The organism is Psychrobacter sp. GTC18467, assembly GCF_055397455.1.
The window spans coordinates 1,134,345-1,158,666 of the sequence record NZ_AP038920.1; the positions used below are offsets into that span (position 1 = coordinate 1,134,345).

At 46.2% G+C, this 24,322-nt stretch carries 17 protein-coding genes; 9 read left to right on the forward strand and 8 right to left on the reverse strand.

Annotation, left to right across the window (positions count from 1 at the left end; all coding sequences use genetic code 11):
* Positions 1 to 125 precede the first annotated feature (125 nt).
* Positions 126 to 4,115 (reverse strand): phosphoribosylformylglycinamidine synthase, encoded by a 3,990-nt coding sequence (gene purL / locus ACZ5XY_RS04835; protein ID WP_464743394.1) that lies wholly within the window; start codon positions 4,113 to 4,115, stop codon positions 126 to 128.
* Between the two features lie 333 nt (positions 4,116 to 4,448).
* Between purL and ACZ5XY_RS04840 the strand changes: the two genes are divergently transcribed.
* Positions 4,449 to 4,973 carry a pyridoxamine 5'-phosphate oxidase family protein gene (locus ACZ5XY_RS04840; RefSeq protein ID WP_464743396.1) on the forward strand — a complete coding sequence of 175 codons (525 nt, stop codon included), beginning with the start codon at positions 4,449 to 4,451 and terminating at the stop codon, positions 4,971 to 4,973.
* A gap of 285 nt (positions 4,974 to 5,258) precedes the next feature.
* Here ACZ5XY_RS04840 and pgsA read toward each other — a convergent pair whose 3' ends face one another.
* Complete coding sequence (gene pgsA / locus ACZ5XY_RS04845; protein WP_464743762.1) at positions 5,259 to 5,927, reverse strand: CDP-diacylglycerol--glycerol-3-phosphate 3-phosphatidyltransferase; 669 nt, start codon at positions 5,925 to 5,927, stop codon at positions 5,259 to 5,261.
* A 519-nt stretch (positions 5,928 to 6,446) separates the two neighbouring features.
* Positions 6,447 to 8,414 carry an acetate--CoA ligase gene (gene acs, locus ACZ5XY_RS04850; protein WP_464743398.1) on the reverse strand — a complete coding sequence of 656 codons (1,968 nt, stop codon included), beginning with the start codon at positions 8,412 to 8,414 and terminating at the stop codon, positions 6,447 to 6,449.
* Between the two features lie 254 nt (positions 8,415 to 8,668).
* On the opposite strand from acs, the gene ACZ5XY_RS04855 reads away from it, so the two are divergent.
* From ACZ5XY_RS04855 to ACZ5XY_RS04885, 7 genes are all read left to right on the forward strand, one after another.
* Positions 8,669 to 9,955, forward strand: coding sequence for a BaiN/RdsA family NAD(P)/FAD-dependent oxidoreductase (locus ACZ5XY_RS04855; RefSeq protein WP_464743400.1), 1,287 nt, complete (start codon positions 8,669 to 8,671; stop codon positions 9,953 to 9,955).
* Between the two features lie 196 nt (positions 9,956 to 10,151).
* Entirely contained in the window at positions 10,152 to 11,075 is a 924-nt protein-coding gene (locus ACZ5XY_RS04860) for a pirin family protein (RefSeq protein ID WP_464743402.1), read from the forward strand.
* Between the two features lie 237 nt (positions 11,076 to 11,312).
* Positions 11,313 to 11,786 (forward strand): MgtC/SapB family protein, encoded by a 474-nt coding sequence (locus ACZ5XY_RS04865; RefSeq protein WP_464743404.1) that lies wholly within the window; start codon positions 11,313 to 11,315, stop codon positions 11,784 to 11,786.
* Positions 11,783 to 12,799, forward strand: a complete 1,017-nt coding sequence (locus tag ACZ5XY_RS04870; RefSeq protein WP_464743406.1) for a lipoate--protein ligase — start codon at positions 11,783 to 11,785, stop codon at positions 12,797 to 12,799. Before ACZ5XY_RS04865 ends, ACZ5XY_RS04870 begins: the two co-directional genes overlap by 4 nt.
* A 483-nt stretch (positions 12,800 to 13,282) precedes the next feature.
* Entirely contained in the window at positions 13,283 to 14,476 is a 1,194-nt protein-coding gene (locus tag ACZ5XY_RS04875) for a S1 family peptidase (RefSeq protein ID WP_464743407.1), read from the forward strand.
* Between the two features lie 47 nt (positions 14,477 to 14,523).
* Positions 14,524 to 14,979 (forward strand): hypothetical protein, encoded by a 456-nt coding sequence (locus ACZ5XY_RS04880; RefSeq protein ID WP_464743409.1) that lies wholly within the window; start codon positions 14,524 to 14,526, stop codon positions 14,977 to 14,979.
* A gap of 98 nt (positions 14,980 to 15,077) precedes the next feature.
* On the forward strand, positions 15,078 to 15,626 hold the full coding sequence (locus ACZ5XY_RS04885; protein WP_464743411.1) for an REP-associated tyrosine transposase: 549 nt from the start codon (positions 15,078 to 15,080) through the stop codon (positions 15,624 to 15,626).
* Positions 15,627 to 15,726: 100 nt separating this feature from the next.
* On the opposite strand, the gene ACZ5XY_RS04890 is transcribed toward ACZ5XY_RS04885, so the two are convergent.
* Positions 15,727 to 17,817 carry a 2,4-dienoyl-CoA reductase FMN-binding domain-containing protein gene (locus ACZ5XY_RS04890; RefSeq protein ID WP_464743764.1) on the reverse strand — a complete coding sequence of 697 codons (2,091 nt, stop codon included), beginning with the start codon at positions 17,815 to 17,817 and terminating at the stop codon, positions 15,727 to 15,729.
* A gap of 409 nt (positions 17,818 to 18,226) precedes the next feature.
* On the opposite strand from ACZ5XY_RS04890, the gene ACZ5XY_RS04895 reads away from it, so the two are divergent.
* Complete coding sequence (locus ACZ5XY_RS04895) at positions 18,227 to 19,879, forward strand: AMP-binding protein (RefSeq protein ID WP_464743413.1); 1,653 nt, start codon at positions 18,227 to 18,229, stop codon at positions 19,877 to 19,879.
* 34 nt (positions 19,880 to 19,913) lie between these two features.
* Here ACZ5XY_RS04895 and ACZ5XY_RS04900 read toward each other — a convergent pair whose 3' ends face one another.
* From ACZ5XY_RS04900 to hemA, 4 genes are all read right to left on the reverse strand, one after another.
* Positions 19,914 to 20,381 carry a DUF6691 family protein gene (locus tag ACZ5XY_RS04900; RefSeq protein ID WP_464743415.1) on the reverse strand — a complete coding sequence of 156 codons (468 nt, stop codon included), beginning with the start codon at positions 20,379 to 20,381 and terminating at the stop codon, positions 19,914 to 19,916.
* A gap of 46 nt (positions 20,382 to 20,427) precedes the next feature.
* The gene (locus ACZ5XY_RS04905) at positions 20,428 to 20,853 is read right to left on the reverse strand and encodes a YeeE/YedE family protein (protein ID WP_464743417.1); all 426 of its coding nucleotides are present in this window, start codon (positions 20,851 to 20,853) and stop codon (positions 20,428 to 20,430) included.
* A gap of 136 nt (positions 20,854 to 20,989) precedes the next feature.
* Positions 20,990 to 22,141 (reverse strand): aminotransferase class V-fold PLP-dependent enzyme, encoded by a 1,152-nt coding sequence (locus ACZ5XY_RS04910; protein WP_464743419.1) that lies wholly within the window; start codon positions 22,139 to 22,141, stop codon positions 20,990 to 20,992.
* Positions 22,142 to 22,620: 479 nt separating this feature from the next.
* Positions 22,621 to 23,910, reverse strand: a complete 1,290-nt coding sequence (hemA, locus tag ACZ5XY_RS04915; RefSeq protein ID WP_464743421.1) for a glutamyl-tRNA reductase — start codon at positions 23,908 to 23,910, stop codon at positions 22,621 to 22,623.
* Positions 23,911 to 24,322: the final 412 nt, after the last annotated feature.

Sequence of the window (24,322 nt, forward strand, 5' to 3'; positions counted from 1 at the left end):
TTGATTGCCTATATACTTTATACAGGTCTTTATAAAACATCGCTTTCATAATACTAAAATTCTAAACAAAAAAAGGCAAGCCTGCGCTCGCCTTTTTTTATTGCTAAAATTTTTAACGGTTTATCCTATCGCAACCAAGCTCTGGCATTGCGGAACATCCGCATCCAAGCGCCGTCACCGTCCCACTCACTTGGTTTCCAGCTGTGGTTATAAGCGCGAAGGTTGCGCTCAGGGTGCGGCATCATGATGGTCACGCGACCATCGGTGCTACAGATGCCAGTCACGCCGCCCACCGAGCCGTTGGGGTTGAGCGGATAGGTTTCGGTAGGCGCGCCTTGGCTATCGACGTAGCGCATAGCAAGCTGACCGTGACGCGCCATGCCGTCGACGTCGATGGCATTGAGCGTGGCAAGACCTTCACCGTGCGCAACGGCAATGGGCAAAATGCTGTCTTGCATACCTTTAAAGAGGACGGATTTGGTGCGCTCAATCTTAACGTTGACCGTTCGCGCTTCAAAGCGTCCCGATTTATTCGCGATAAAGCGCGGGAAGTTGTCCGCCCCCGGAATCAAATCTTTTAACTGCGCCATCATCTGACAGCCATTACAAACGCCAAGGGTAAACGTCTCAGGACGGGCAAAAAAGCGTACAAACTGCATTCGTAGCTCATCGTGGAACAATACCGAATGCGCCCAGCCCGACCCCGCGCCCAGCACATCGCCGTAGCTAAAGCCGCCACAGGTGACCAGACCATCAAAGTCGCGCAAGTCAACTCGGCGGCTTAACAGATCGCTCATATGGACATCAAGCGCTTCAAACCCTGCTCGGGTAAATCCTGCGCCCATCTCAAGCTGACCGTTGACGCCTTGTTCGCGCAAAATGGCGACTTTGGGCTTGCTGTTTCGGCTATTTAAGTACGGCGCTTCAATGGCTTGGTTTAAGTCATAGTTGGCATGCGCAATCAAGCCTTGATGCTTGTCATTGCTGATTAAATCAAACTCGTCTTGAGCGCAGTTTGGATTGTCGCGGCGGCGGGCGATTTGGTAGCTGACTTGGCTCCAAGCTTCTTGGATGGCGCGGCGCTCAAAGCGCAAGGTGTTATCACCGGATAAGCTTGGCGATTGGATGATTAGCGCATCTTCGTCACAGCTTTGACCAATCAGACTGAGCATATCGCTGACGTAATGTTTTTCTGCCAACTCCATCAAAGCATTAACGTTTTCAGGCAACACTTGAATGACCGCGCCAAGCTCTTCGCTGAACAGTTGACCGAGTAAATTGTCATCGGTTAGCGCAAGCTTGATGCCAAGGCGACTGGTAAATTGCATCTCAGCGATGCTTGCCAGCAATCCGCCATCACCAATATCGTGATAAGCGCTAATGATGCCTTGCTGATTTGCCGCTTGGATAAAGTTAAAGAAATGCATTAAATCAGCGCTGTTGTCCAAATCTGGGCAGTCATTGCCAAGCTGACTTTGCGTTTGCGCAAGGATTGAACCACCAAGGCGCAATTTTCCTTTGGACAAATCAAGGCGATAAAAGGCACTGTCGGTTTTTACAAGCTCAGGGGTCAATGTTTTTTCGACATTGGTTACCGGTGCAAATGCCGTGATGACAAGGCTCATTGGGGATACGACCGATTTGTCTTGACCGCTCTCATCCGTCCAGTTGGCGCGCATCGATAGCGAGTCTTTTCCGACCGGAATAGCAATACCAAGCGCGGGACAAAGCTCCTCACCAACCGCGTGAACGGCGTCAAATAGCGCGGCGTCCTCGACGTCTTCGCCGCAAGCTGCCATCCAGTTGGCGGACATGGTGATGTCGGACAATTTAGCAATGCTTGCGCCGGCAATGTTGGTAATCGCTTCACCAACGGCAAGTCGGGCTGAGGCTTTTGGGTTAATCAGCGCCACAGGGGTGCGCTCGCCAATGCTCATCGCTTCGCCACTCATAAGCTTGCCATCAAGAGCAATCAATCCTGATGCCGTCACCGCGCAATCGGCAACCGGAACTTGGTAGCGACCAACGTACTGGTCACGGACAATCATTCCGGTGATTGAGCGGTCGCCAATGCTGATCAAAAACGACTTGCTTGCCACTGTTGGGTGACGCAAGACGTCAAATACTGACTCGCGAAGATCAACGCTTGCTAAGTCAAGTGCCGGATGCGTCGTTTCTACGCGCTCAAAGCTGCGCTGCATTTTTGGCGTACCCCCAAGCAAGACTTGCATCGGCATATCCACGGGTTGCTCGCTTAATAAATCATCATCAACTGTTAATTGGCGAATCCTTGTTGCCGTTCCCAAAATCGCATACGGGCAGCGCTCACGGGCGCAAATCGCGTCAAACTGAGCTTGGCTTTCAGGGCGAATGGCAAGAACGTAGCGCTCTTGGGCTTCGTTTGACCAAATTGCCATGGGTGACATGCCCGCCTCAAGCGAAGGCACTTGGCGCAAGTTTAAATGCGCGCCCATTTCGTGGTCGTTGACCAACTCTGGCATGGCATTTGACAAACCGCCTGCGCCAACATCGTGGATGGACACAATCGGGTTGCCGTCTTTACTGTTATTGCTCGCCTCAGTATCATTTCCAGCAAGCGCCCAACAGCGGTCAATCACCTCTTGACAGCGGCGCTCCATCTCGGCGTTATCGCGCTGAACCGAGGCAAAATCAAGACCTTCGTCCAAGTCGCCGCTATCGACCGAACTTGCAGCGCCCCCGCCTAAGCCGATTTGCATCGCAGGACCGCCAAGAACGATAAGTAAATCGCCCTCAGAAATGCCATTTTTTTCAATCAAATTGCGCTTGATGTTGCCATAACCACCGGCAAGCATGATGGGCTTATGATAGCCGCGCATCTGAGAGCCGTCTTGATTTTTGGAGGTATCCAGTTGAAAACTACGGAAATAACCGCAAAGATTTGGGCGACCAAATTCATTAGAAAAGTTTGCCGAACCTAATGGGGCATCCAACATGATTTCAAGACTGGTTGCCATGCGCGCAGGCGTGCCGTAATTTTGGGTGGATACTTTGCCAGATTGTTCCCATTTTTCAGGCAATTCTGGGATGTGCAAATGCGACACGTGAAATCCGGTCAATCCTGCTTTGGGCTTGCCGCCGCGACCGGTTGCGCCTTCATCACGGATTTCGCCGCCAGCGCCCGTTGCCGCTCCAGCATACGGCGCGATTGCTGTTGGGTGGTTGTGCGTTTCAACCTTCATCAAAATATCGATATTTTCTTGATGAAAGCCGTAAGGATGCTCAGAATTTACGTCCATTGCATCATTAGGAATAGGATAAAACCGCAAGCCCTCGCTTCCTGCCATCACCGCTGCGTTGTCTTTATACGCCGATAAAATACCTTCAGGATTTTTTTGATGGGTGTTTTTAATCATTTGAAACAATGATTTTGGCTGAACTTCACCGTCAATCGTCCACTGGGCATTAAAAATCTTATGGCGGCAATGCTCTGAGTTGGCTTGGGCAAACATCATGAGTTCAACGTCGGTTGGATTGCGCCCAAGTTCATTAACATAAGCATTCACAAGATAATCGATATCATCATTGGATAACGCAAAGCCAAACTCTTTATTAGCCGCCTCAAGGGCTGCGCGACCTTGACCCATCACATCGATTTGGTTAAGACTTGCAGGTTTTTCATCGTCAAACAACTGACCGACCGCCTCCAACTCATAAACCAAGCTTTGGGTCATTTTATCAAATAAAAGTTCTTCCGCCGCTTTTGGCAATTTGGCTAAAGCATCAGTTTCAAAGCCAATCGTGAACACAATCACCCGCTCAATGCGCTCAATATTGATGTCGCAATTGTTAAAAATGTCGGTGGCTTTACTTGCCCAAGGCGAAATTGTCCCAAATCGCGGCGACACCACCACTTGCAGCTCATTTTCCGCCGCCTGATTTAAGCTGATGTCAGCGGTGACGCCCAATAAATCAAGCGCCTTTTGATAAGCCTCATCATTTAACGATTGTGAAAGTACAAAAACTTGCTGCGAAGTGATGGTGGTGATATTAAGATTGGTTTTTTGCGAAAATGCGCTGAGGAGCTGCTGGGTCTGAAAATCGGTTAAAAACGGCTTTCCGGCGATGGTCATCATAAAGCGTAATCCGTAACAAAGGCGTCAGTGCCATGCAAAGTAAATGATTTGCGCATTATACCAAGAAGCCTTGCAATTATCAGGAGTAAAGGGCAATTTATTCATCCCTTTAACTGCCAATTGCCAATTATTCTTGGTTACGTAACTGTGCTAAACCTTACAAACGCTCACACCCCATTACCGGCAACCTATATAAAAATTTATCGAAAACCAAGTATTCTAGGTTCAGCTGAAAGGCTACCTTTGATTGCCCATTTAACTTTGCAATCGGCTATCACTAAGCTTGATAACTTTTTCAATCAAAACAACAATACTTCCTCAAGGAGTTCTGAAATGAGTCAAGACGATAAGAAAAACAACCAAGACGACCAAAAATCACAGCTTGAGAAAATTAACGCCATTATCAAAGATGTCAAATACGCCATGATGAGCACCGTCAACAAAAAAGGCGACCTTCATGCTTGGCCGATGACCACCACCGAAACTGACCTTAACAACAAAGAGATTTGGTTTATTGGCGATAAAACCTCCCCTGTCGTTCAAGACTTAGCCGAAAACTCCCACGTTGGGCTTACTTATGCTTCAAAAGATGAAAAAGATTATGTGTCCCTAAGCGCTCGCGCCGAACTTGTTGATGACAAAGCAAAGCTTGATGAGCTTTGGTCGCCTATGGACAGCGCATTTTTTGAACATGGCAAAGAAGATGAAAAAGTCCAATTAATCAAAGTCGTCCCTCACGGCGCGGAATGCTGGAGAAGTGGCAACTCGGTCATTAATATGTTCAAGATGACTGCCGCTGCCGTTCAAGATGGCAAAACGGCGGAAGACATGGGCGAAACCTTTAAAATTGAGCTATAAAAGGCGCGCTTAATAATTGCAAAACTGGCGATTGGATAATAATAATAATAATTTTTGGAATATCATAATAATAAGAACAAACTTTGAAAATCTAGCAATAACAAACAATAATAAGCTTTTAAATTAATCTTATAATAATAAAAAAATATAAAAACAAAAATAGCAAAAATAATAATAAAAATAAATAACAAGAAAAGCCAATCGCCAAAAAAAATGCCAGTAATCCACGTTACTGGCATTTTTTTATTTGCGTAAGCTTAACGGCTTTAGTTTAGCTTATTTATGTTAGCCGCTTTGCTTTAAATAGGGCCAAGCCGCTTTTAGATAAATAAACATCGACCAAAGCGTCAATACAACCGCCGCCACCATCAAGCCATAACCAATAAGCTCAAGCGACTCCCAATTAAGCAGCAAAACGGTGATGGCAATCATTTGAAAAGTCGTTTTGAGTTTACCGACATACGACACCGCCACACTGGTGCGAGCGCCAAGCTCCGCCATCCACTCCCGAAGCGCTGAGACGGCAATTTCACGTGAGATAATCACAATCGCGGCAATCGCCATAATAATGTTTGAATGCCATTGCACCAAAATAATCAGCGCCGCTGCCACCATGAGTTTGTCAGCAACGGGGTCTAAAAAGCGTCCAAACGCGGAGCTGACATTTAATTTTCGCGCAAAATAACCATCAAGCCAATCGGTAATCGCCGCCAAAATAAACACGCCGGTCAACAACAAATGGCGCAGCAAACTGTCGCTAAATTCGCTCATGCCAACGCTTGCAATAACGTTGTCCGAAATGGCAGGAACGTTAATCCCAAGCGCCGGCGGCCAATAGGCAATGGCAACGAACAGCGGAATCATCACAATCCGCGCAATGGTCAGATTGTTCGGCAAATTAAAAATACTTGAGGCTTGCTGAGCACTCTCAGGCAAGCGCGAGCTTTCGGTCATGGCAAACCCAGTTTTAACAATGGCAGAAATTTGTAGCTTAGCACTTTTATGGCATAACGTCATGCCAAGCTTAAGAGAATTATGCCAAAGGGATTGCCAAAAAATTCGTCACTGCTAATGACAATAGCCATAAAATTTGATTCGTAAGTAGTTGTAAATACGCTAGTAATTGCGCCCAAAGTTCGTTATTCTTAAATCAAGAACAGTTGTACACTGATAATTGTAAGTAGATGTTATGGCAGATTGAAAATTACTGGATTGACTATAGTTATAAATTAAGACCAAGCTTAAAACATTATCATAATAAGTAATAAGAATAATAAAAGCCGTTTTTCCTCAGCCCACAGCTCCTCCTCTGTGGGCTTTTTTTATGATCTTAACCTATTGATACAGTAATTTGACCACCACTTTGCTTCCTATTTTTTAGCTTAAATAACAACTAAAACGGAAGCTAGGGTTGAAATTCAACCCAAAAAAAAGCACCACTTTTTAGCAGCGCTTTTTTGATGACGTTTTTTATTAACGGTTGGCTTTACGCTCGGCTTTTACCACATCAATCAAGGTATTAATCACCGTGCTGTCAGCCAAGGTGGACAAGTCACCAAGACCAACGAACTGACCGGCAGCAAGGTTGCGCAAAATCCGGCGCATGATTTTACCCGAGCGCGTTTTTGGCAGCACATCAACGATATAGATGGCATCAAGGCTGGCAATCGGACCAATTTCTGACCTGACGTGACGATTTAGCGCGGCTTTTAAATGCTCAGATGGCTCCTCGCCTGATCTTAAAATCACAAAGGCGCAAATGCCCTCACCGCGAATGTCGTGCGGCATGCCAACAACGGCGGCTTCTGCCGTTGCCGGATGGGCGACGATGGCGCTTTCAATCTCCGCCGTGCCAATCCTGTGACCTGAGACGTTTAACACATCATCGACGCGACCGGTAATCCAGTAGTGACCATCTTCATCGCGCTGAGCGCCGTCACCGGTGAAATAATAGCCCGGATAAGCGCTAAAATAGGTCTCGACAAAGCGTTGATGGTTGTTATAAATGGTTCGCATTTGCCCCGGCCAGCCACCCGCGATGACGAGGTTTCCTGCGGTAGGACCTTCAAGAATTGCACCATCCGTATCCACAATCTCAGGCTCAATGCCGTATAACGGGTTCATCGCTGCCCCCGGTTTTAAGCCGTCAGCTCCCGGAATTGGCGCCATTAAAATTCCGCCGGTCTCGGTTTGCCACCACGTATCCACAATCGGGCAACGGCTACCGCCGACCACATGAAAGTACCAATCCCAAGCTTCAGGGTTAATCGGCTCACCGACCGTCCCAAGCAGGCGCAGGCTTGAGCGTTTGGACTCGCTAACAAAGGCATCGCCTTCTTTCATCATCGCCCGAATGGCGGTCGGCGCGGTATAAAGAACGCTGATGGCGTGTTTGTCGATGATGTGACCGACCCGCGCCCACGTTGGGTACTGCGGAACGCCCTCAAACATCACCGTGGTCGTGCCATTGGCAAGCGGTGCATAAGTGGTATAAGTGTGTCCTGTCACCCAGCCCACATCCGCGGTACACCAAAAGACATCATCGTCTTTAATGTCAAACACATCGCGAAAGGTCGATAGCGCATAAGTGATATAGCCGCCGGTGGTATGCAGAACGCCTTTGGGCTTTCCCGTTGACCCTGAAGTGTAAAGTAAAAATAGCGGGTCTTCAGCGTCCATCACCTCAGGCTCGCACCACTCGCTTTCTGCTTCAATCAAGCTATGATACCAAACATCGCGGCGACCACTCATCGGAACTGACGTTCCGGTTCGATGAACGACGATGACCTTTTCAACGCTGTCGGTGCCGTCCATATCAAGGGCGCGGTCAACGTTGGTTTTCAGCGGCGTTCGCTTGCCACCGCGAAGCCCCTCATCGGCGGTAATGACCAGCTTTGCTTGGCTGTCAATAATTCGGCTACCAAGGCTTTCAGCAGAAAAACCGCCAAACACCACCGAATGAATCGCCCCGATGCGCGCGCAAGCCAGCATTGCCACCATCGCTTCTGGAATCATGGGCATATAAAGGGTCACTCTATCGCCTTTTTTGACCCCAAGTTTGCGCATGGCATTTCCCAAGCGGCAAACATCGCTATGCAGCTCTTTAAACGAGATGATTTTATGCAGTGAGGGGTGGTCACCTTCCCAAATGATAGCCGGCTTATAAGGATTGGTTTTGACATGGCGGTCAAGGCAGTTGACCGAAATATTCAACTTGCCATCTTCAAACCACTTGATGCGAAAATCGTCCAAATCATAATTGACGTTACTGATAATGCTCGGCTCTTTCATCCAATCAATCAGCTTTGAGCGCTCTTGCCAAAAGGCATCACGGTCTTCACTTGAGGCAATCGAGCGCGCATAATCGCGGGCATATTGCGCCGCACTGGTGTTTTGCGCTTGCAAAAACTGCTCAGGAATGGGAAAAACTTTTTGCGTCATGGTCATCATCCTTAATTGTTATTGACGTTTTTTTTGGTTATTCGTGACTCAGTTTGACAAATAAGGGACTTTGATGCAAGGCACAAACCTTGAAAATTACCAAGAAAATCCAAGCCTATTGATGCAAAATGCTTCATTTTAACGCTTAACAAAGCAGCATTACCGCCCGTGTCCGAACCAAGGGCTTTTTAATTGCCCGCAACCATAGGCAATCTTTTATAATATTCAACGCATTAAAATTTTTGAGAGTGGTTATGACTACAGCCAACCCGTCAGCCGTCAATTTTGACGTTATCATCATCGGTGCAGGAGCATCAGGGCTATATTGCGCCTTTCATGCCGCCCAACGAGGTCGCCGCGTCTTGGTAATCGACCACGCCAACAAAGCCGGCAAAAAAATCTTGATGTCCGGCGGCGGTCGTTGCAACTTTACCAATTATTTTGTTGAACCGAGCCATTTTATCGGCGCTAATCCGCATTTTTGCAAATCGGCGCTGAACCGCTATCCCAGTTGGGAGTTCATCGCTCAGGTTGAGGCGCACGGCATCGCCTATCATGAGCGCGACCACGGTCAGCTGTTTTGTGATGACTCGGCAAAAGACATCGTCACGATGCTGTTAACGGAGTGCCAAAACGCCGGCGTCAGCATTCAATTAAGCACCCAAATTGTTAAAATTGCGGCGTTAAATGACCTAAAGACTCCTAATCCTGAGCATTTAGGATTTCAGCTCAGCACTCAAAAAGTGGCTAAAAAAGATAACAGCGCTCAAAGTGCCGCGCAAAGCTATCATTGCCAATCGCTGGTGATTGCCACCGGCGGGCTTTCCATCCCAACGATGGGCGCTACCGGCTTTGGTTTTGAAGCGGCGACTCAGTTTGGTCACAGCATTGTGCCAACCTCAGCGGGGCTGGTGCCGTTTACCTTTACCGACAAAATGGGCGAGCTGATTGGCAGCTTATCTGGAATCAGCTTGCCTGTGATGGCAAGCAATCAGCACATCTCATTTAAACTGCCGCTGTTATTTACCCATCGCGGACTGTCGGGACCTGCCATGCTGCAATTGTCCAACTACTGGCAAGTTGGCGAGAGCATCACTATTAATTTGGTTCCTGAAATGGACATTGCTGAATTGTTTTTAGCAAAAAAAGCGGCAAATCCAAAACTGCGACTGCGAACCATTTTAACGGACGATTTGGGCGCCACAAAATTGCCTAAAAAGCTGATTTTGGCGTTTCAAGACAGTTTTTGGGCGGATATTAAAGACACAGAAATTGCCAATATTAAAGATGAGCGGCTCATTCAACTCGGCGCGCTATTTAACGCTTGGCAGCTCAAACCGTCTGGAACCGAGGGCTACCGAACTGCTGAGGTCACGCGCGGCGGGGTTAATACCGATGAGGTGTCCTCAAAAACGATGGCAAGCCGCTTGCAGCCCAATCTTTATTTTATCGGTGAAGTTCTTGATGTTACTGGTCATTTGGGCGGCTATAACTTTCAATGGGCTTGGGCGAGCGGCTTTGCTTGCGCTCAAGCCTTATAGAAAACCTTTTGTCAACTTCTTTATTATCAATAGCTTATACTAAAATTAAAATCAATAACACGGCGTTAAACCTTGCTGAGCCTCTCAAAGCCTTTTATAATAAAAAGTTAATTTTTATTTAGTATTTCTATTTAAATAATTAGTTTAATTTAACGATATAAATAATATTAAAACTGATGATTTAAGTGAGGCTCTCATGCGCGCTGTCAAAAAAATTCACAGTGACCGCCCTCAGCATTGGGTTGGTGATGGCTTTTTGGTGCAAACCGTCATCAATCATTTGCAAGAAGACCCTGAATTTAATTATCAGCATACCGACCCATTTTTGCTGCTTGATTTTGGAACGCCAACCGAGTTTGCCCCCAATCCCAATTTTGACAGCGCCCCGCACGGTATCGGCAAGCACCCGCATAAAGGCTTTGAGACGGTGACGGTCGCTTATCATGGCGCGGTCAGCCATAAAGACTCCTCAGGCGGCTCAGGAACGATTGGCGCAGGCGACGTTCAGTGGATGACCGCAGGTCGCGGTATCGTTCATGAGGAGTTTCATGCGCCTGAATTTGGCAAAACTGGCGGCATCTTTAGTATGGCTCAGCTTTGGGTCAATCTGCCAAACGCGCATAAGGACGCTGAGCCTAACTACCAAGCCATCACTCGTGCGGACATTCCATCGCTGCCGATTGTGGATTGGGGAAGCCAGCAAACTATCGGTCAGCTCAAGCTGATTGCAGGGCAGTTTAATGAGTATTTAGGGGTTGCCAAAACCTTTACCCCCATCAATGTTTGGGATATTGAATTGAGCGATAAAGGGACAACCCAGTTGCCCATTCCCAACCAGCATACGCTACTGATGCTGATTCAAGAAGGCACTGTGATGGTCAATGAGCAGGTGGCAAGTGCCGGTCAACTGATTGAGTTTGAGGCAGCCGTTAAAGCAACAGCTGCTGCTGAAACCTTTGGTCGCCTTTGTATTCAAGCACCAAAATCAGGGGCGCGACTGCTGCTGCTCAGCGGTGAACCCATTGGTGAGCCGATTGCCGCTCATGGTCCTTTTGTCATGACCACCGCCGATGAGCTAAAACAAGCCTTTGACGACTATCGGCGCGGTCACTTCGGCTAGATTTTAACATTAAATCCTCCTATCTCAGCGCCGCCAAATTTGCTTGATTTGGCGGCGCGGCTTTTTTTGTCTTATGACGGCTGCTGTCATCCGGCTTAACACCGTGCAATTTTTACGCAATTCACCTCGATTATTTTTAATAACCGCGACATGATAATCAAAGCGCTGACAACTTAGCTTATATCATGGTTGAGTTGAGCAGTTTTGCCTTATCAAGCCCCTCAAGGAGTCAAAATCATGCTTGACTTTGATTTAAACTTAAAGCTGATGATGTACCACTTTTTGCAGCTTGGCATTACGTTTTTATTGTCGCTACCGATTGCGCTCAACCGCGAGATGAACGACCGCGGCGCAGGTCTGCGAACTTTTCCTTTGGTGGCGATTGCTTGCTGTGCCTTTATGCTTGTGGGTCGCGACGTTTACGACCCTGCTGCCGAGGCGCGAATCATGTATGCGGTCATCACCGGAATGGGCTTTATTGGTGGCGGAGCGATTTTTAAAACGGAGGCAGGCTCGCAAGGAACAGCCACCGCAGCCAGCCTTTGGATTACCGGCGCTATCGGAATCACGGTGGCTTATGGTCGCTATGAAATTGCGCTCATTTTGACCGTTGTTGGCTTTTTGATTTTGCAATTTTCTGAGCCGTTTAAGGCAAAGGTGAAGCACGACGATTCATGTAAAGATGACGACAAGAAAAAAGGCAACCTATGAAACTGCGAATTTTAACCTCCGCCATCACCAACCCGTGGTTTAACCTTGCCACCGAAGATTGGATTTTTAATACGCTTGGCGCGACTGATAAAGACCCTGATACGCACACGCTGTTTTTGTGGCGCAACTCTGAAACCGTGGTGATTGGGCGCTCGCAAAATCCGTGGGTTGAGTGCAAACTTGATAACATGGCGGAAGACAATGTCTTTTTGACAAGGCGGCAAAGCGGCGGTGGCGCGGTATTTCATGACTTGGGTAACACCAACTTTACTTTTTTATCGCCAAAAACGGGTTATAACCAAGACGCCAACTTTACCATTATTATTAATGCGCTAAAAAGTTTGGGAATTGAAGCCACATTATCAGGTCGCAATGATATGCAAGTGGGAACGCGTAAAATCTCCGGAAGCGCCTTTAAACACACCGCCGATCGCAGCTTTCATCATGGCACGCTCTTGGTCGATGCCAATATGCAAAAGCTTGGCGATTATCTCAATCCGCACCCGCTCAAACTTAAAGCCAAAGGCATCAAATCGGTGCGCTCGCGCGTGGCAAACCTGACGGAGTTTAACCCAACTATCAATCACGATAGTTTATCGACCGCCATTATCAACGCATTTTGCGACTATCATGGTCAAGTGGTGACACCCGAAGCCCTTGATGAAGCCAGCCTGCTACAAGAGCCAATGCTCAATAGCTATTATGAGCAGATGGCGGATTGGGATTGGCGCTTTGGCAAGACGCCCAACTTTGCGCATCATATCGAGACAAGATTTGATTGGGGCATTATTGATTTGCATTTGGATGTCAATCAGGCAACGATTACCGAAGTTGTCATATTTTCGGACGCGCTCAATGTCGGCTTGATTGACGCGCTAAAAGACGCTTTGACCGGAATTAAATATAGCAAAGATGCCATCCGTTCGGCGCTTGAGGCGCTTAAAACTAGCGAGCCGGAAATGGCGGCGCAGGTGGCGGATGTTGGGGGGTGGGTTTTGGGGGAGATGGCTTAACTTAGCTTTAGGTTAGCGTTTGGTGGACGGTCAATGATGAAATGATATTTGATGCGGGTTACGCTTTGCTAACCCACCCTTGTATCTACGTTTGCTGTCACTTTGTCTAAGTTATATTAAAATTATTTTGAGCTACTGACTACACCTTCCTAAATACAACTATGTTACAGATTTGTATTTTTAATAAAAATATAGCAAACAAAAGTTTTTCTATGCTATTATTTTTTTAGTAAACAATAGCTTAGAAGATTGTGCTCATGAGTTTCAAAAAAATTGCTACGTATACGTTATTAACTAGTGTTTTACTATCGGGATGTGGAGACGAAGACTCTAAGGTAGAGATTCAAGACAATTCAAGACAATCCAAGTGCAACTGATAATATAGCAGAACAACGTGAAATTCGTATATCTGCATACTCCAAGAGTAAAGGGTTGTCACTTGAAGAAAGTGAACGTAGATTGGGACTAATGGATGGAGCATATATGTTTTATCCTATGATTGAGGAATATTTCCGTGACTCAATCACTGGGGCTTATTTTGATGATGAAGACGAGTTTGGTCTAACTATCAGAACTAATAGGCAAGGTGAATTAAGTTTGTTAGATGAACAAATGATCAAGAAAGTTAGAGATACTACAGGCTTACCATTAAGAATAAAGAATAATTCTACCAAGAACTCTCAAGAAATAGAGGATATGTTAACCCACCAAATGGAAGTAATGATGAGAGAGGTAGATGGACTTCAATCCATAGGTTATGATCCTGAAAATGATAAAATCGTTATGGAGATTCACAATAAAAATTTAGAGAGTGCTAATCAATTAGATGGTCAATACGATGCCAATGATTCTTCAAGAACGAGTGTTTATAAATCGATTTTAGATAGCAATAAAGAGTTAAGTCATAAATACAGCCTAAACAACTTTTCAGGAATGAATGTTGATATTAAATTACTAGAGAATCCAATTGAACCTGCATTATTAGCAGGAGGTGGACAATTGGTGAGTTACAATCAGTTAAATCAAGGATCAAAGTGTACTGCTGGCTTCAGTGTGTATGCTCCTGATGGTACACCAGGTATTATTACTGCATTTCATTGTTTGTATAGAACACCTACTGATAGTATTGGTATAGTTAGAAGTATATACACAGATAACAATGGAACCTCCCATAATCTCATTCCTGCTGCAACTTACCCTTCTGCTAATCATGATATGGCTCTACTTTTAGCGTCAAAAGGTACACCCCTGACTGCGGGAATATATACTGATAGTACTTTTGCTCCGTCTCCAATTGTCCAGCAAGGTACAAGAAGATCTCTACGAATAAGTAATGACTTTTTATGTCATTATGGTAGGACAACTGGTTTTAGTTGTGGAGAGGTAAAAGCTACGAATGTATCCATAGATTCTAGATCTCCTGATGGTCTTCAAATATGTAATACTACTAATAGGGCATGTAACGCTACTTTCATTAAAATTTCTGATACGTACCTAAACTGTGCTAAAGGTGATAGCGGAGGACCAGTATTCTCATTCACCCCTGTCAATAATTCAGGCGGTTATGCTGCTTACGGTATACTCAGTGGTTGTACAGTGACTAACGGAGTTACAAACGCATATCTATCTTCTCTTGACTACCTTTCTGAAATAGGTGCTACTCTAGCTATAAGCTAATAAATTAAGAATAAGAAAAATAATTTTTAACTTAAAAGGTTTAACTGATGAATAAAGTATTAAGCTCAATGGTTATAGCTTTTCTTCTTACTGGCTGTGCTTCAACGAGTAGCATCAGAGATAATAGTAGTGAAAATGAGCACAATATAGATAAATCTACTATACCCAGCGGAATATTTACTTACTATGACAATCCTGCGCAATATCACCTACCCGTTGAATACTTTTTGATAGGTAAGTTTGTCACACAAAATGACTGTTTATTATTTGAGACTAATAATGAGCTTTATACGCCTTTACTTCCAGCAAAATATACGAAATATACAAAAGGCGCCGTTCAGATAACAGTAAATAATGAAGTGTACAATATAGGAGAAACCGGAGATATTTCTGCGCGGCCTTTGGAAAGAAAATATATTGGTAATTTTATCACTGAAGGACCGTCTCATTGCTTACTTGATAAGCTTATGAAAATAGAAGTTCGAGGTGTAAAAGATAAATAGTTTGAGCAACTAAAAGGCTTACTATAATTAGCAAGCGTAGGGTGGGTTAGCAAAGCGTAACCTACCAAAACCTTTTGATAATATAGGTGTTTAACACCATGTCAAACTACATTCGCAACTATCAGACGGGCGCCACGTATTTTTTTACCATTAATTTGCGTGACCGTGCCAGCTCATTACTTACCATCTATATTGATGAATTGCGACTGGCTTATCAAAAAGTACAGCAAAAAATGCCTTTTACCACGGATGCCATTATTATCCTACCCGACCATATTCACGCTATGTGGACACTCCCCCAAAATGATTATGATTACTCAACTCGCATCAGATTATTTAAAAGCCATTTTAGCAAACAGCTACCTGTTCAGATAAAACAAACCAATAATAAAAGTCGTCAAAAGCGAGGGGAAACCGGAGTTTGGCAACGGCGATATTGGGAGCATACCATTCGTGATGAGTTAGATTATCAGCGGCACATGGACTATATTCACTACAACGCCGTCAAACATGGTTACGTGGATAGTCCTATGCTTTGGCAATATTCAACGTTTAGGCGTGAGGTTAATAAGGGGCGCTATGATTTATATTGGGCGGATGCACAATCTCATGGGTTAGAGTTTGGTGAACGGTCAATGATTACATGATATATGAGGTGGGTTACGCTTTGCTAACCCACCCTACCTTCACTTGATAACTTAAAAAGGCTAATATATTGATAAGCCAACAAGAATTTTAAAGTCAATTTTAAATCCCCGCCGCCACCTCCGCCCCATCCCTGATCGCGCGTTTGGCGTCAAGCTCCGCGGCAAGCTTTGCCCCGCCGATGAGGTGATATTGAGCGCTTGGGGCCTCGCCAACATTGGGCATAAGGTCGGCAACCGATTCTTGACCGGCGCAAACCACGATACTATCAACACGAAGCAGCTGACTTTGACCTTGAGCATTGGTGATCCAAAGCCCCTCAGTGGTAATTTTTTCGTACTGAACGCCTGCTACTTGAATCACCCCGTGCGATTTGATGTGCGCGCGATGCACCCAGCCGGAAGTTTTGTTCAGACCGCGACCAAGCCGACCTTTGCTGCGCTGAATGAGGTAAACTTGCCGCGCAGGAGTGATGGCATCCGGCGTGACAAGCCCGCCCGCGCTTTGATAGTCGGGATCGCAGGTTACGCCCCACTCCTCACGCCAACTGGCGACCGATTGCGCTTGGGGGCGATAGCTTGGGTCGTTCAGCTGTTTTGCGCCGATTTCGTTTAAGGGCTTGGCATGGCGTGTGGTCAGATACTCGCTAACATCAAAGCCAATGCCGCCTGCGCCAATGACCGCGACGGTATTGCCGACCGCTTTTTGACCGGATAACAGCTCGGCATAGCTCATCACTTGCGGTAATTCTGCGCCTTCAAGCGCGCCTTTTAAGCTTCTTGGCACGACGCCGGTGGCGACAATCACATGGTCAAAGCTGCCATTTTCTAACATGGCTTTATCAACGGCGGTGTTGAACTGAACATCGACGTTTAGGCTTGCAAGCTCATTGATAAAGTAGCGAATCGTTTCGAAAAACTCTTCTTTTCCAGGGATGACTTTGGCATAGTTAAACTGACCACCCAAGCTGTCGCGAGCTTCAAATAAGGTCACAAAATGACCGCGAAGTGCCGCCACGTGCGCCGCCGACATTCCGGCAACGCCGCCGCCTACGACCGCGACTTTTTTGGGGTGCTTGGTGGGTTTATAAACCAGTTCGGTTTCATAGCAGGCTTGCGGATTGACCAAGCACGTTGAGCGCTTATTCTCAAAGGTATGGTCAAGGCAAGCTTGGTTGCAAGCGATGCAGGTGTTAATCCGATTCGCCGCGCCTGTTTGCGCTTTATTCACCCAGTTTGGGTCTGCCAAAAACGGTCTTGCCATTTGGATTAAATCGGCTTGATGGTTTGCCAAAATTTGCTCGGCGGTATCCGGCATATTGATGCGATTGGCGGCCATCACCGGAATGTTGACGGCATTTTTCACCGCTGCGGTAAAGTCGGTAAACGCCGCTCGCGGAACGCTCGTGACAATGGTTGGAACGCGAGCTTCATGCCAGCCGATGCCGGAATTTAAAATGGTCACCCCTGCTGATTCCAACGCTTTGGCAGTGGTAATAACCTCCGCCATGGTGTTGCCGTCACCCACCAAATCAATCATCGATAAGCGAAATAAAATAATAAAATCAACGCCCACCGCCGAGCGAACTGCTTTAACCACGTCAACGGCAAATTTCATCCGACCAAAGATGTCGCCGCCGTACTCGTCATCGCGTTTGTTGACATGGCGCGATAAAAACTGATTAAGCAAATAGCCTTCCGACCCCATGATTTCAATGCCATCATAGCCGGCTTGTTTGGCAAGCTTTGCAGCGCGAGCGTAATCATCAACGGTTTGCTCGATGTTTTTAATGCTCATTTTGCGTGGTTTAAAGGGCGATATTGGCGATTTAATCGCACTTGCCGACACCACAAACGGATGATAGCCATAGCGACCGCTGTGCAGGATTTGCATAATAATTTTGCTGTCAAACTTATGAACCGCTCGGGTGACGCGCTGATGGTTGATGACGTCAAGCTTAGAGTTCATCGTCCCGCCCGCCGGCAGCAACCAGCCTTCGCGATTGGGCGAGATGCCACCGGTAATCATCATCGCCACGCCGCCCTTTGCGCGCTCAGCAAAATAGGCGGCAAGCTTACCATAGTTGTAAAATCTGTCCTCAAGACCGGTGTGCATCGACCCCATCACCACGCGATTTTTTAAAGTGGTAAATCCTAAATCAAGCGGGGTAAATAAATGCGGATAAGCTGACACGTTTGGTGACTCTTGAAAAAATGGCTTAGCATTGTCGGTTGTTTGGCTAGCGCTGGTGTCTAATGTTGCTCTTTGGTTGGCATCAAGGCTGGCAATCATCACATTATCCTTATCAATCAAGCGGTTAATTCTTATAAGTTTGGCTATCGTAGCATATCGACTTTTGCGCAAGCCATGAACCATTGCGACTGATGAGTGGCTAGATTTTTTAACAATGATTTTTTAATAACGATTTTGAAAATTAAAAACCACTGGTCAATTTTCTAACAAAATCTTTCTTATTCTTTTTAAAATGAGAAGTTACTTATTAATTTAATCTTAATTTTACTTAACTCTTATAATAATTTTGACTCAATTGCGGCATGATTAAAGGATTAAGATAATTTTAACCGTGATAAGGGACTATCAAATGACCGATTTTCATACCGGACTTGGCAAGACGCCGGCTAACTTTCAGCCGCTCACCCCGATTGATTTTTTAATCCGCAGCGCTCAGGTTTACCCAAACAAACCTGCCATTATTTACGATGATTTGACCCACAATAAGTTAACCCAATCGTGGCAAGACACCTTTAACCGTTGTCGGCAATTAAGCGATGGACTGCGCAAGCTTGGCATTGATAAAAACGACACGGTTGCGGTGATGATGCCAAACGTTCCGGCGATGGTCGAGAGCGCGTTTGGCATTCCGATGTCAGGCGGCGTGCTTTGTACGCTGAACACGCGACTTGATATCAACGCGCTGTGTTTTTGCTTGCAGCATTCAGAAGCTAAAGTGCTGATTTTGGACAGTGAATTTGCCGAGTTAGCCGAAATTATTATCGAAACTTTTCCGGATTTAATTTTGATTCATGCCACCGACAGCGCGATTGAAGTGCCAAGTTTTGGTTTGATGAGCTATGAGGACTTGCTTGCAAGCTCGGATAATTTGGACAATTGGGAGCGCCCCGAGGACGAGTGGGACGCCATTTCGCTTAATTACACCTCTGGCACGACCGGAACGCCAAAAGGCGTGGTTTATCACCATCGCGGCGCGGCGCTCAATGCGGTGTCGAACATTTTAGATTGGGACATGCCCAAGCACGCAAGCTACCTTTGGACATTGCCGCTGTTTCATTGTAACGGTTGGAGCTTTCCTTGGACGGTTGCCGAGCGCGCCGGCGTCAACGTTTGCCTTCGCAGTATCGATGCCGATTTGATTTTGACCTTGATTGCCAAACATAGCGTGACTCATTATTGCGCCGCTCCGGTGGTTCATAACTTGATTGCCAACGGAAAAGACGAGCTTAAATCCGCCATCACACACACCGTTAAAGGTTGGGTTGCTGGCGCGCCGCCCTCAACAACGATGCTTGAAAAAATGGAAGCAATGGGCTTTGACATCACCCACGTTTATGGCTTGACCGAAGTTTACGGTCCCGTCACCATTTGCGCCGAGCAGGACGATTGGACAAATCTCGACATCACCGAACGCGCTCAAAAAAAATCACGCCAAGGCTTGCCCTCGCATTTGATGACCGGCTTTGATGTGTTTAAACAAGGGACGAATGAATCGGTTGCGGCAGACGGTATTGAAATTGGTGAGCTGGTGTTACAAGGCAATATGGTGATGAAAGGCTATTTAAAAAGCCGAAAAGCCACCGAAGAAGCGCTCAAAGATGGCTGGTTTCGAACCGGTGATTTGGGCGTAAAATTCCCCGATGGCTATATCAAAATCAGCGACCGCTTAAAGGACATTATCATTTCAGGTGGCGAAAATATCTCAAGCATTGAGGTTGAAAACGTGTTATATAAACTGTCCGCTATTGAAAGCTGCGCCGTCATTGCCGCCCCCGATGACAAATGGGGCGAGATTCCCATTGCCTTTATCGAGATTTATGACGGCAGCACCTTGACTCGTGACGAGGTCATCAGCCATTGCCGAGCACACTTAGCCGGATTTAAAGTGCCAAAACATATCATTTTCACCCAAATCCCCAAAACCAGTACCGGAAAAGTGCAAAAGTTTGAACTGCGCCAAGCAGCAAAATCACTGGCTCATGAAACGCCAAAAGTTAAATAAAAAGGCAGTTTAAAATAATTGCTAAAATAACGACCTAGCTAAGTTTAGGCTTGACAAATTGCTGATAAGCGATAATGCCTATTACCATCGCTACCACAAAAATAAGCGCTTGCCATTGACCTGTACCAAGAAGTACGATGGCAGGCGCAGGACAAATTCCGGCGATTCCCCAACCGATGCCAAATAATGCCGCGCCAAGAATCAGCGGTTTATCAATGACCGTTTTGTTGGGCAAAATGATAGCCTCGCCAATTAGGCTTTTTGGTTGACGCTTAGCAATATAAACGCCGATTATCGAGACCATCAACGCCCCGCCCATCACAAGCGCAAGCGATATATCCCAAGCGCCAAAGACGTTTAAAAATCCCAAGACTTTTTGTGGATTGACCATTTGCGATAAGATTAAGCCAACGCCAAAAATTAATCCTGAAATTAGACCGATAGTATTTTTTAGAAAATTGCTTTTTGACATATTATTTTTTAACAAGCTAATTTTTAACATAGATTTACCCTCGCTATTATTTTGCCGGTTATTATTTTAATAAAAGTTAAATCAGCCCAAAAACTTGCCGCAATAACGTTACCGTGATAATTCCGGTCGCCATAAAAGTGATGACCGCAACTAGCGAGCGCTTAGAAAATCGCGCCAAACCGCAAATGCCATGACCACTGGTGCAGCCTGAGCCAAGCTGCGTTCCGACACCTACCAAAAGCCCTGCAATTATTAGTACGGGAATGGATGAAGTGACCTCAACCGTTGGCAGCGGCACAATGATTTGGTAAATCAGTGGCAAGATAATTAAGCCGATTAAAAATAGCACTTGCCAAGGCTCAACGTTTTTGACGCAAATAACACTTGCGGTAATTCCGCTAACTCCAGCAATTCGGCCAATACCTGTGAGCAATAAACTTGCCGCTGCGCCAATGACTAAACCGCCGATTAGCGATATCGGTGTAAACGCTTGCCAGTCCATCATCCTGTCCTCAATTTTCATAAAATATTTTATTAAATTATAATATATAAATTTACATAATAAAAGGCTAAAAAAATACCAAGCCCAAAGAGTTGAGCTTGGTATATTAAAGACTTACAGCTTAAGCAAAATAAACTTAGGCAGAAGCGGCGTCTTTAGCAAGCACTTGGTCAAGCGCTTTTTCAAAGCGGGCAACCGCGCCATCAACGTCAGTCAATTTGTCAAGACCGAACAAGCCTAGGCGGAACGTTTTAAAGCCTGCAGGCTCGTCACACTTAAGTGGAACGCCGGCTGCGATTTGCAAGCCAAGCTCAGCAAAAGCGGTGCCTTTGTGCATATCGTCGCGCTCGGTGTAGCTGACCACAACGCCTGGGGCTTTGAAGCCTTCAGCGGCAACGCTTTCGATACCACGGCTTTCAAGAACCGCGCGAACTTTGTTGCCAAGCTCCCACTGAGCATCACAAAGCTTGTCAAAGCCAATGGCTTTTGATTCTTCGATGGTGTCGCGGAACTGACGTAAGCTGTCAGTTGGCATGGTAGTGTGGTACGCGTGACCGCCGTTTTCGTAGGCGCGCATGACGTTAAGCCACTGTTTTAAGTCAAAGCTAAAGCAGTTTGATTCGGTGTTTTCGACTTTTTCAACTGCTTTTTCGCTCAGCATCACAAGTCCTGCGCCCGGCGTGCTGCTCCAACCTTTTTGTGGGGCGCTGATAAGCACGTCAATGCCAAGCTTTTTCATGTCAAGCCAGACGCAGCCTGAGGCGATGCAGTCGATAACCAATAAACCACCAACGCTATGAACGGCGTCAGCAAGCTGCTTGATGTAGTCTTCAGGCAAAATGATTCCGGCTGAAGTTTCAACGTGCGGCGCAAATACGATGCCAGGCTTGGCTTCTTTGATTTTGGCAACGGCTTTTTCGATAGCCACTGGCGCAAATGGCTCAGGGCGGTCTTCGTCGTCTTCGCGGTCAGCAGCAAGAACGATTGACGATTTGGCAAATTTGCCTTGCTCTAAGATTTGCGTCCAGCGGTAGCTGAACCAACCGTTACGGATGATAAGGCAGTCTTCGTTTTGCGCCAATTGACGGGCAACCGCTTCCATGCCATAAGTTCCTGACCCTGGAAGGATAGCTACGGCGTCAGCGTTATAAACGGCTTTTAGGTCACGAGATAAGTCGTTCATGACTTTTTGGAACACTTTGGACATGTGGTTTAGGGCACGGTCGGTATAAACCACTGAATATTCAAGTAAGCCTTCTGGGTCAATGTCTTGACGTAATGCAGGCATGAGACACTCCTTGTTTGTCGATTGAGTAAATTGCAATAAAAAAAGATATAACCCCAAAAAGCGGATTATATGGGATGGTTAATAACAACTTATCCATAAAAAAAGGCGCAAGGTAAAGCCACCCAAGGGTTAAGTCGCGATTAGAATAGAGGTTAACGATATGGCGCTTTTGTCCTGCGCTATTGCCGTTATATTAGGTATGTAGTTATGATGATCAGTAGGCTTTATGTTCTTGGTTAAGAATAAGTCATCCAAGAATAGGGAAGCTTGGGCTAGCGATTCGATTGATGCTGCTTAGCGCTCAGCAGATGGTAAGGAGCGCTCGGGCTACTGATGTGTATCATGAAGCTTAATACTACCACCGATTATTAGGCTTGACAATGGTCTATTGCTATCTATTTGACTTAACGGCGCATTTTATTTTGTAAAAACGGCTGATTTTCGGTTTTAAATTTTGCAAAATTTTTAAAACTGCTAAACTATTTTCGATAAGCATCATGAAGCCCTGATACCACAAAATCTAGCAGAGCGCTGTCGCCTTCGCGAGCGGCTTTGCGCATCAGCTTTGAGGGCGCATGACTGAGCGTTTGTGACAAGCGGCGCGACAATTCAGTGATGGTCTCCTCGGCGCTTTGCTCCCCTGATTCAAGCTTTTGCAAGGACTGAGCCACCAGTTGGGCAACTTGGTCTTGGGTTCGAGCGCGGTAAGCTTGAATGTCGCGACCAACTTGGCGAACTTGAAAGCGGCGCTCCATTTCAACGACCAACTGACTTACCAAAAGCTCTGCATCCACCGCCGCTTGCCGGCGCTGCTCAAGATTGCCGGCAATTACGTGCTGCAAGTCATCAACCGAGTACAAATAAACATCATCCAACTGCCCAATACTCGGCTCAATATCGCGTGGCACTGCCAAATCGACCATCAATATGGGCTGATAGCGGCGACGTTTTAGCGCCGTGATGGTCATGGCTTTATTAATCAGCGCGTCCATACTGCCGCTACAACTGCTGACAATATCCGCCTCGCTTAGTACCTCGGCAAGCGCGTCAAGCCCGCGAACTTCAACCCTACGGTTAGGGGCAGCCAGCTCAGCTGCCAAGGCTTGAGCGCGCTCAGGGCTTCTATTACAGACGATAATTCGACCTACGCCAAGCCCTGCAATGTGCGTTGCCACCAAGCGGTTCATCTCACCTGCGGCCACCACCAAAAGCGTTCGACTGGCAATATCATCAAAGATTTGGGTGACCAATTTAGCCGCCGCAAAGCCAAGCGATACCGCTTGCGCGCCAACTTGGGTGTCACTGCGGACGCGTTTGGCGGCGGCAAAGACTTGGTCAATGACCCAAGACAACTGACTGCTTAATGCTTGCTGCGACTGCGCCAACTGGACGGCTTGTTTAATTTGCCCCAAAATCTGCGGCTCACCCAAAATCATCGAGTCAAGCCCTGATGCCACGCGCAGCCAATGGGTTAACGCATGGGAGTTTTGATGAACATATAAATAAGGCTCAATTTCACCCAGCCTCATCGCTTTAAAATCAGCAAGCCAAAACTTAATCACCTCAACACCAGCAGATTCTACGGCTTCATTGTCAGGCAAAAGCGCATAAATTTCAGTTCGGTTGCAGGTTGAAACAATCACGCAGCCATCGCTTAGCGTTTTCAGCTGTCGCAAAGCGGTCGTTACATCGTCACCCACAAACGCCAAGCGCTCACGCAAAGCGACGGGTGCGGTTTTATGATTGACCCCGATGACCACTAATCTCATGATTGATAAACCATAGCGACAATACTAAGCATAAAGGCTCAAAAAAGCAGCATTTGACCTTAATTTATGAATAAAGCAGCTGCGGTATGTTGGAAAAAAATTGACCCATTGTTGTAGGATACGTGCCCATGATGCTGGATATCCGTTTCAATGACGAATGAGTAAGCTTGCCATTATAGCATTGTTCATATCATTATTTAATACTGCAATCTAACTGCCTTTTAATAAAGCCTTTTTTATCATCATATTAATCCCAGTCCTCCTAGCAAAGCGGTGAGCGCTCAAAAATTGCGGCGAAAAAAGCAATTTCAACAAAACAGCGACGCATGTAACAGGAGTACCATTGTTTGGCTGAATCATTCCCTCTTATAATAATACCGATCCCTTGTTCTGCAAATTATTTCCTTATGAT

Coding starts and splice junctions, on each gene's coding strand:
- ACZ5XY_RS04900 (WP_464743415.1), bottom strand. CDS start 20,381: ATGTTAAAAATTAGCTTGTTAAAAAATAATATGTCAAAAAGCAATTTT.
- ACZ5XY_RS04865 (WP_464743404.1), top strand. CDS start 11,313: ATGCTTGACTTTGATTTAAACTTAAAGCTGATGATGTACCACTTTTTG.
- ACZ5XY_RS04840 (WP_464743396.1), top strand. CDS start 4,449: ATGAGTCAAGACGATAAGAAAAACAACCAAGACGACCAAAAATCACAG.
- ACZ5XY_RS04880 (WP_464743409.1), top strand. CDS start 14,524: ATGAATAAAGTATTAAGCTCAATGGTTATAGCTTTTCTTCTTACTGGC.
- ACZ5XY_RS04875 (WP_464743407.1), top strand. CDS start 13,283: ATGTTTTATCCTATGATTGAGGAATATTTCCGTGACTCAATCACTGGG.
- ACZ5XY_RS04910 (WP_464743419.1), bottom strand. CDS start 22,141: ATGCCTGCATTACGTCAAGACATTGACCCAGAAGGCTTACTTGAATAT.
- ACZ5XY_RS04855 (WP_464743400.1), top strand. CDS start 8,669: ATGACTACAGCCAACCCGTCAGCCGTCAATTTTGACGTTATCATCATC.
- ACZ5XY_RS04895 (WP_464743413.1), top strand. CDS start 18,227: ATGACCGATTTTCATACCGGACTTGGCAAGACGCCGGCTAACTTTCAG.
- purL (WP_464743394.1), bottom strand. CDS start 4,115: ATGATGACCATCGCCGGAAAGCCGTTTTTAACCGATTTTCAGACCCAG.
- ACZ5XY_RS04860 (WP_464743402.1), top strand. CDS start 10,152: ATGCGCGCTGTCAAAAAAATTCACAGTGACCGCCCTCAGCATTGGGTT.
- hemA (WP_464743421.1), bottom strand. CDS start 23,910: ATGAGATTAGTGGTCATCGGGGTCAATCATAAAACCGCACCCGTCGCT.
- ACZ5XY_RS04905 (WP_464743417.1), bottom strand. CDS start 20,853: ATGGACTGGCAAGCGTTTACACCGATATCGCTAATCGGCGGTTTAGTC.
- pgsA (WP_464743762.1), bottom strand. CDS start 5,927: ATGACCGAAAGCTCGCGCTTGCCTGAGAGTGCTCAGCAAGCCTCAAGT.
- acs (WP_464743398.1), bottom strand. CDS start 8,414: ATGACGCAAAAAGTTTTTCCCATTCCTGAGCAGTTTTTGCAAGCGCAA.
- ACZ5XY_RS04870 (WP_464743406.1), top strand. CDS start 11,783: ATGAAACTGCGAATTTTAACCTCCGCCATCACCAACCCGTGGTTTAAC.
- ACZ5XY_RS04885 (WP_464743411.1), top strand. CDS start 15,078: ATGTCAAACTACATTCGCAACTATCAGACGGGCGCCACGTATTTTTTT.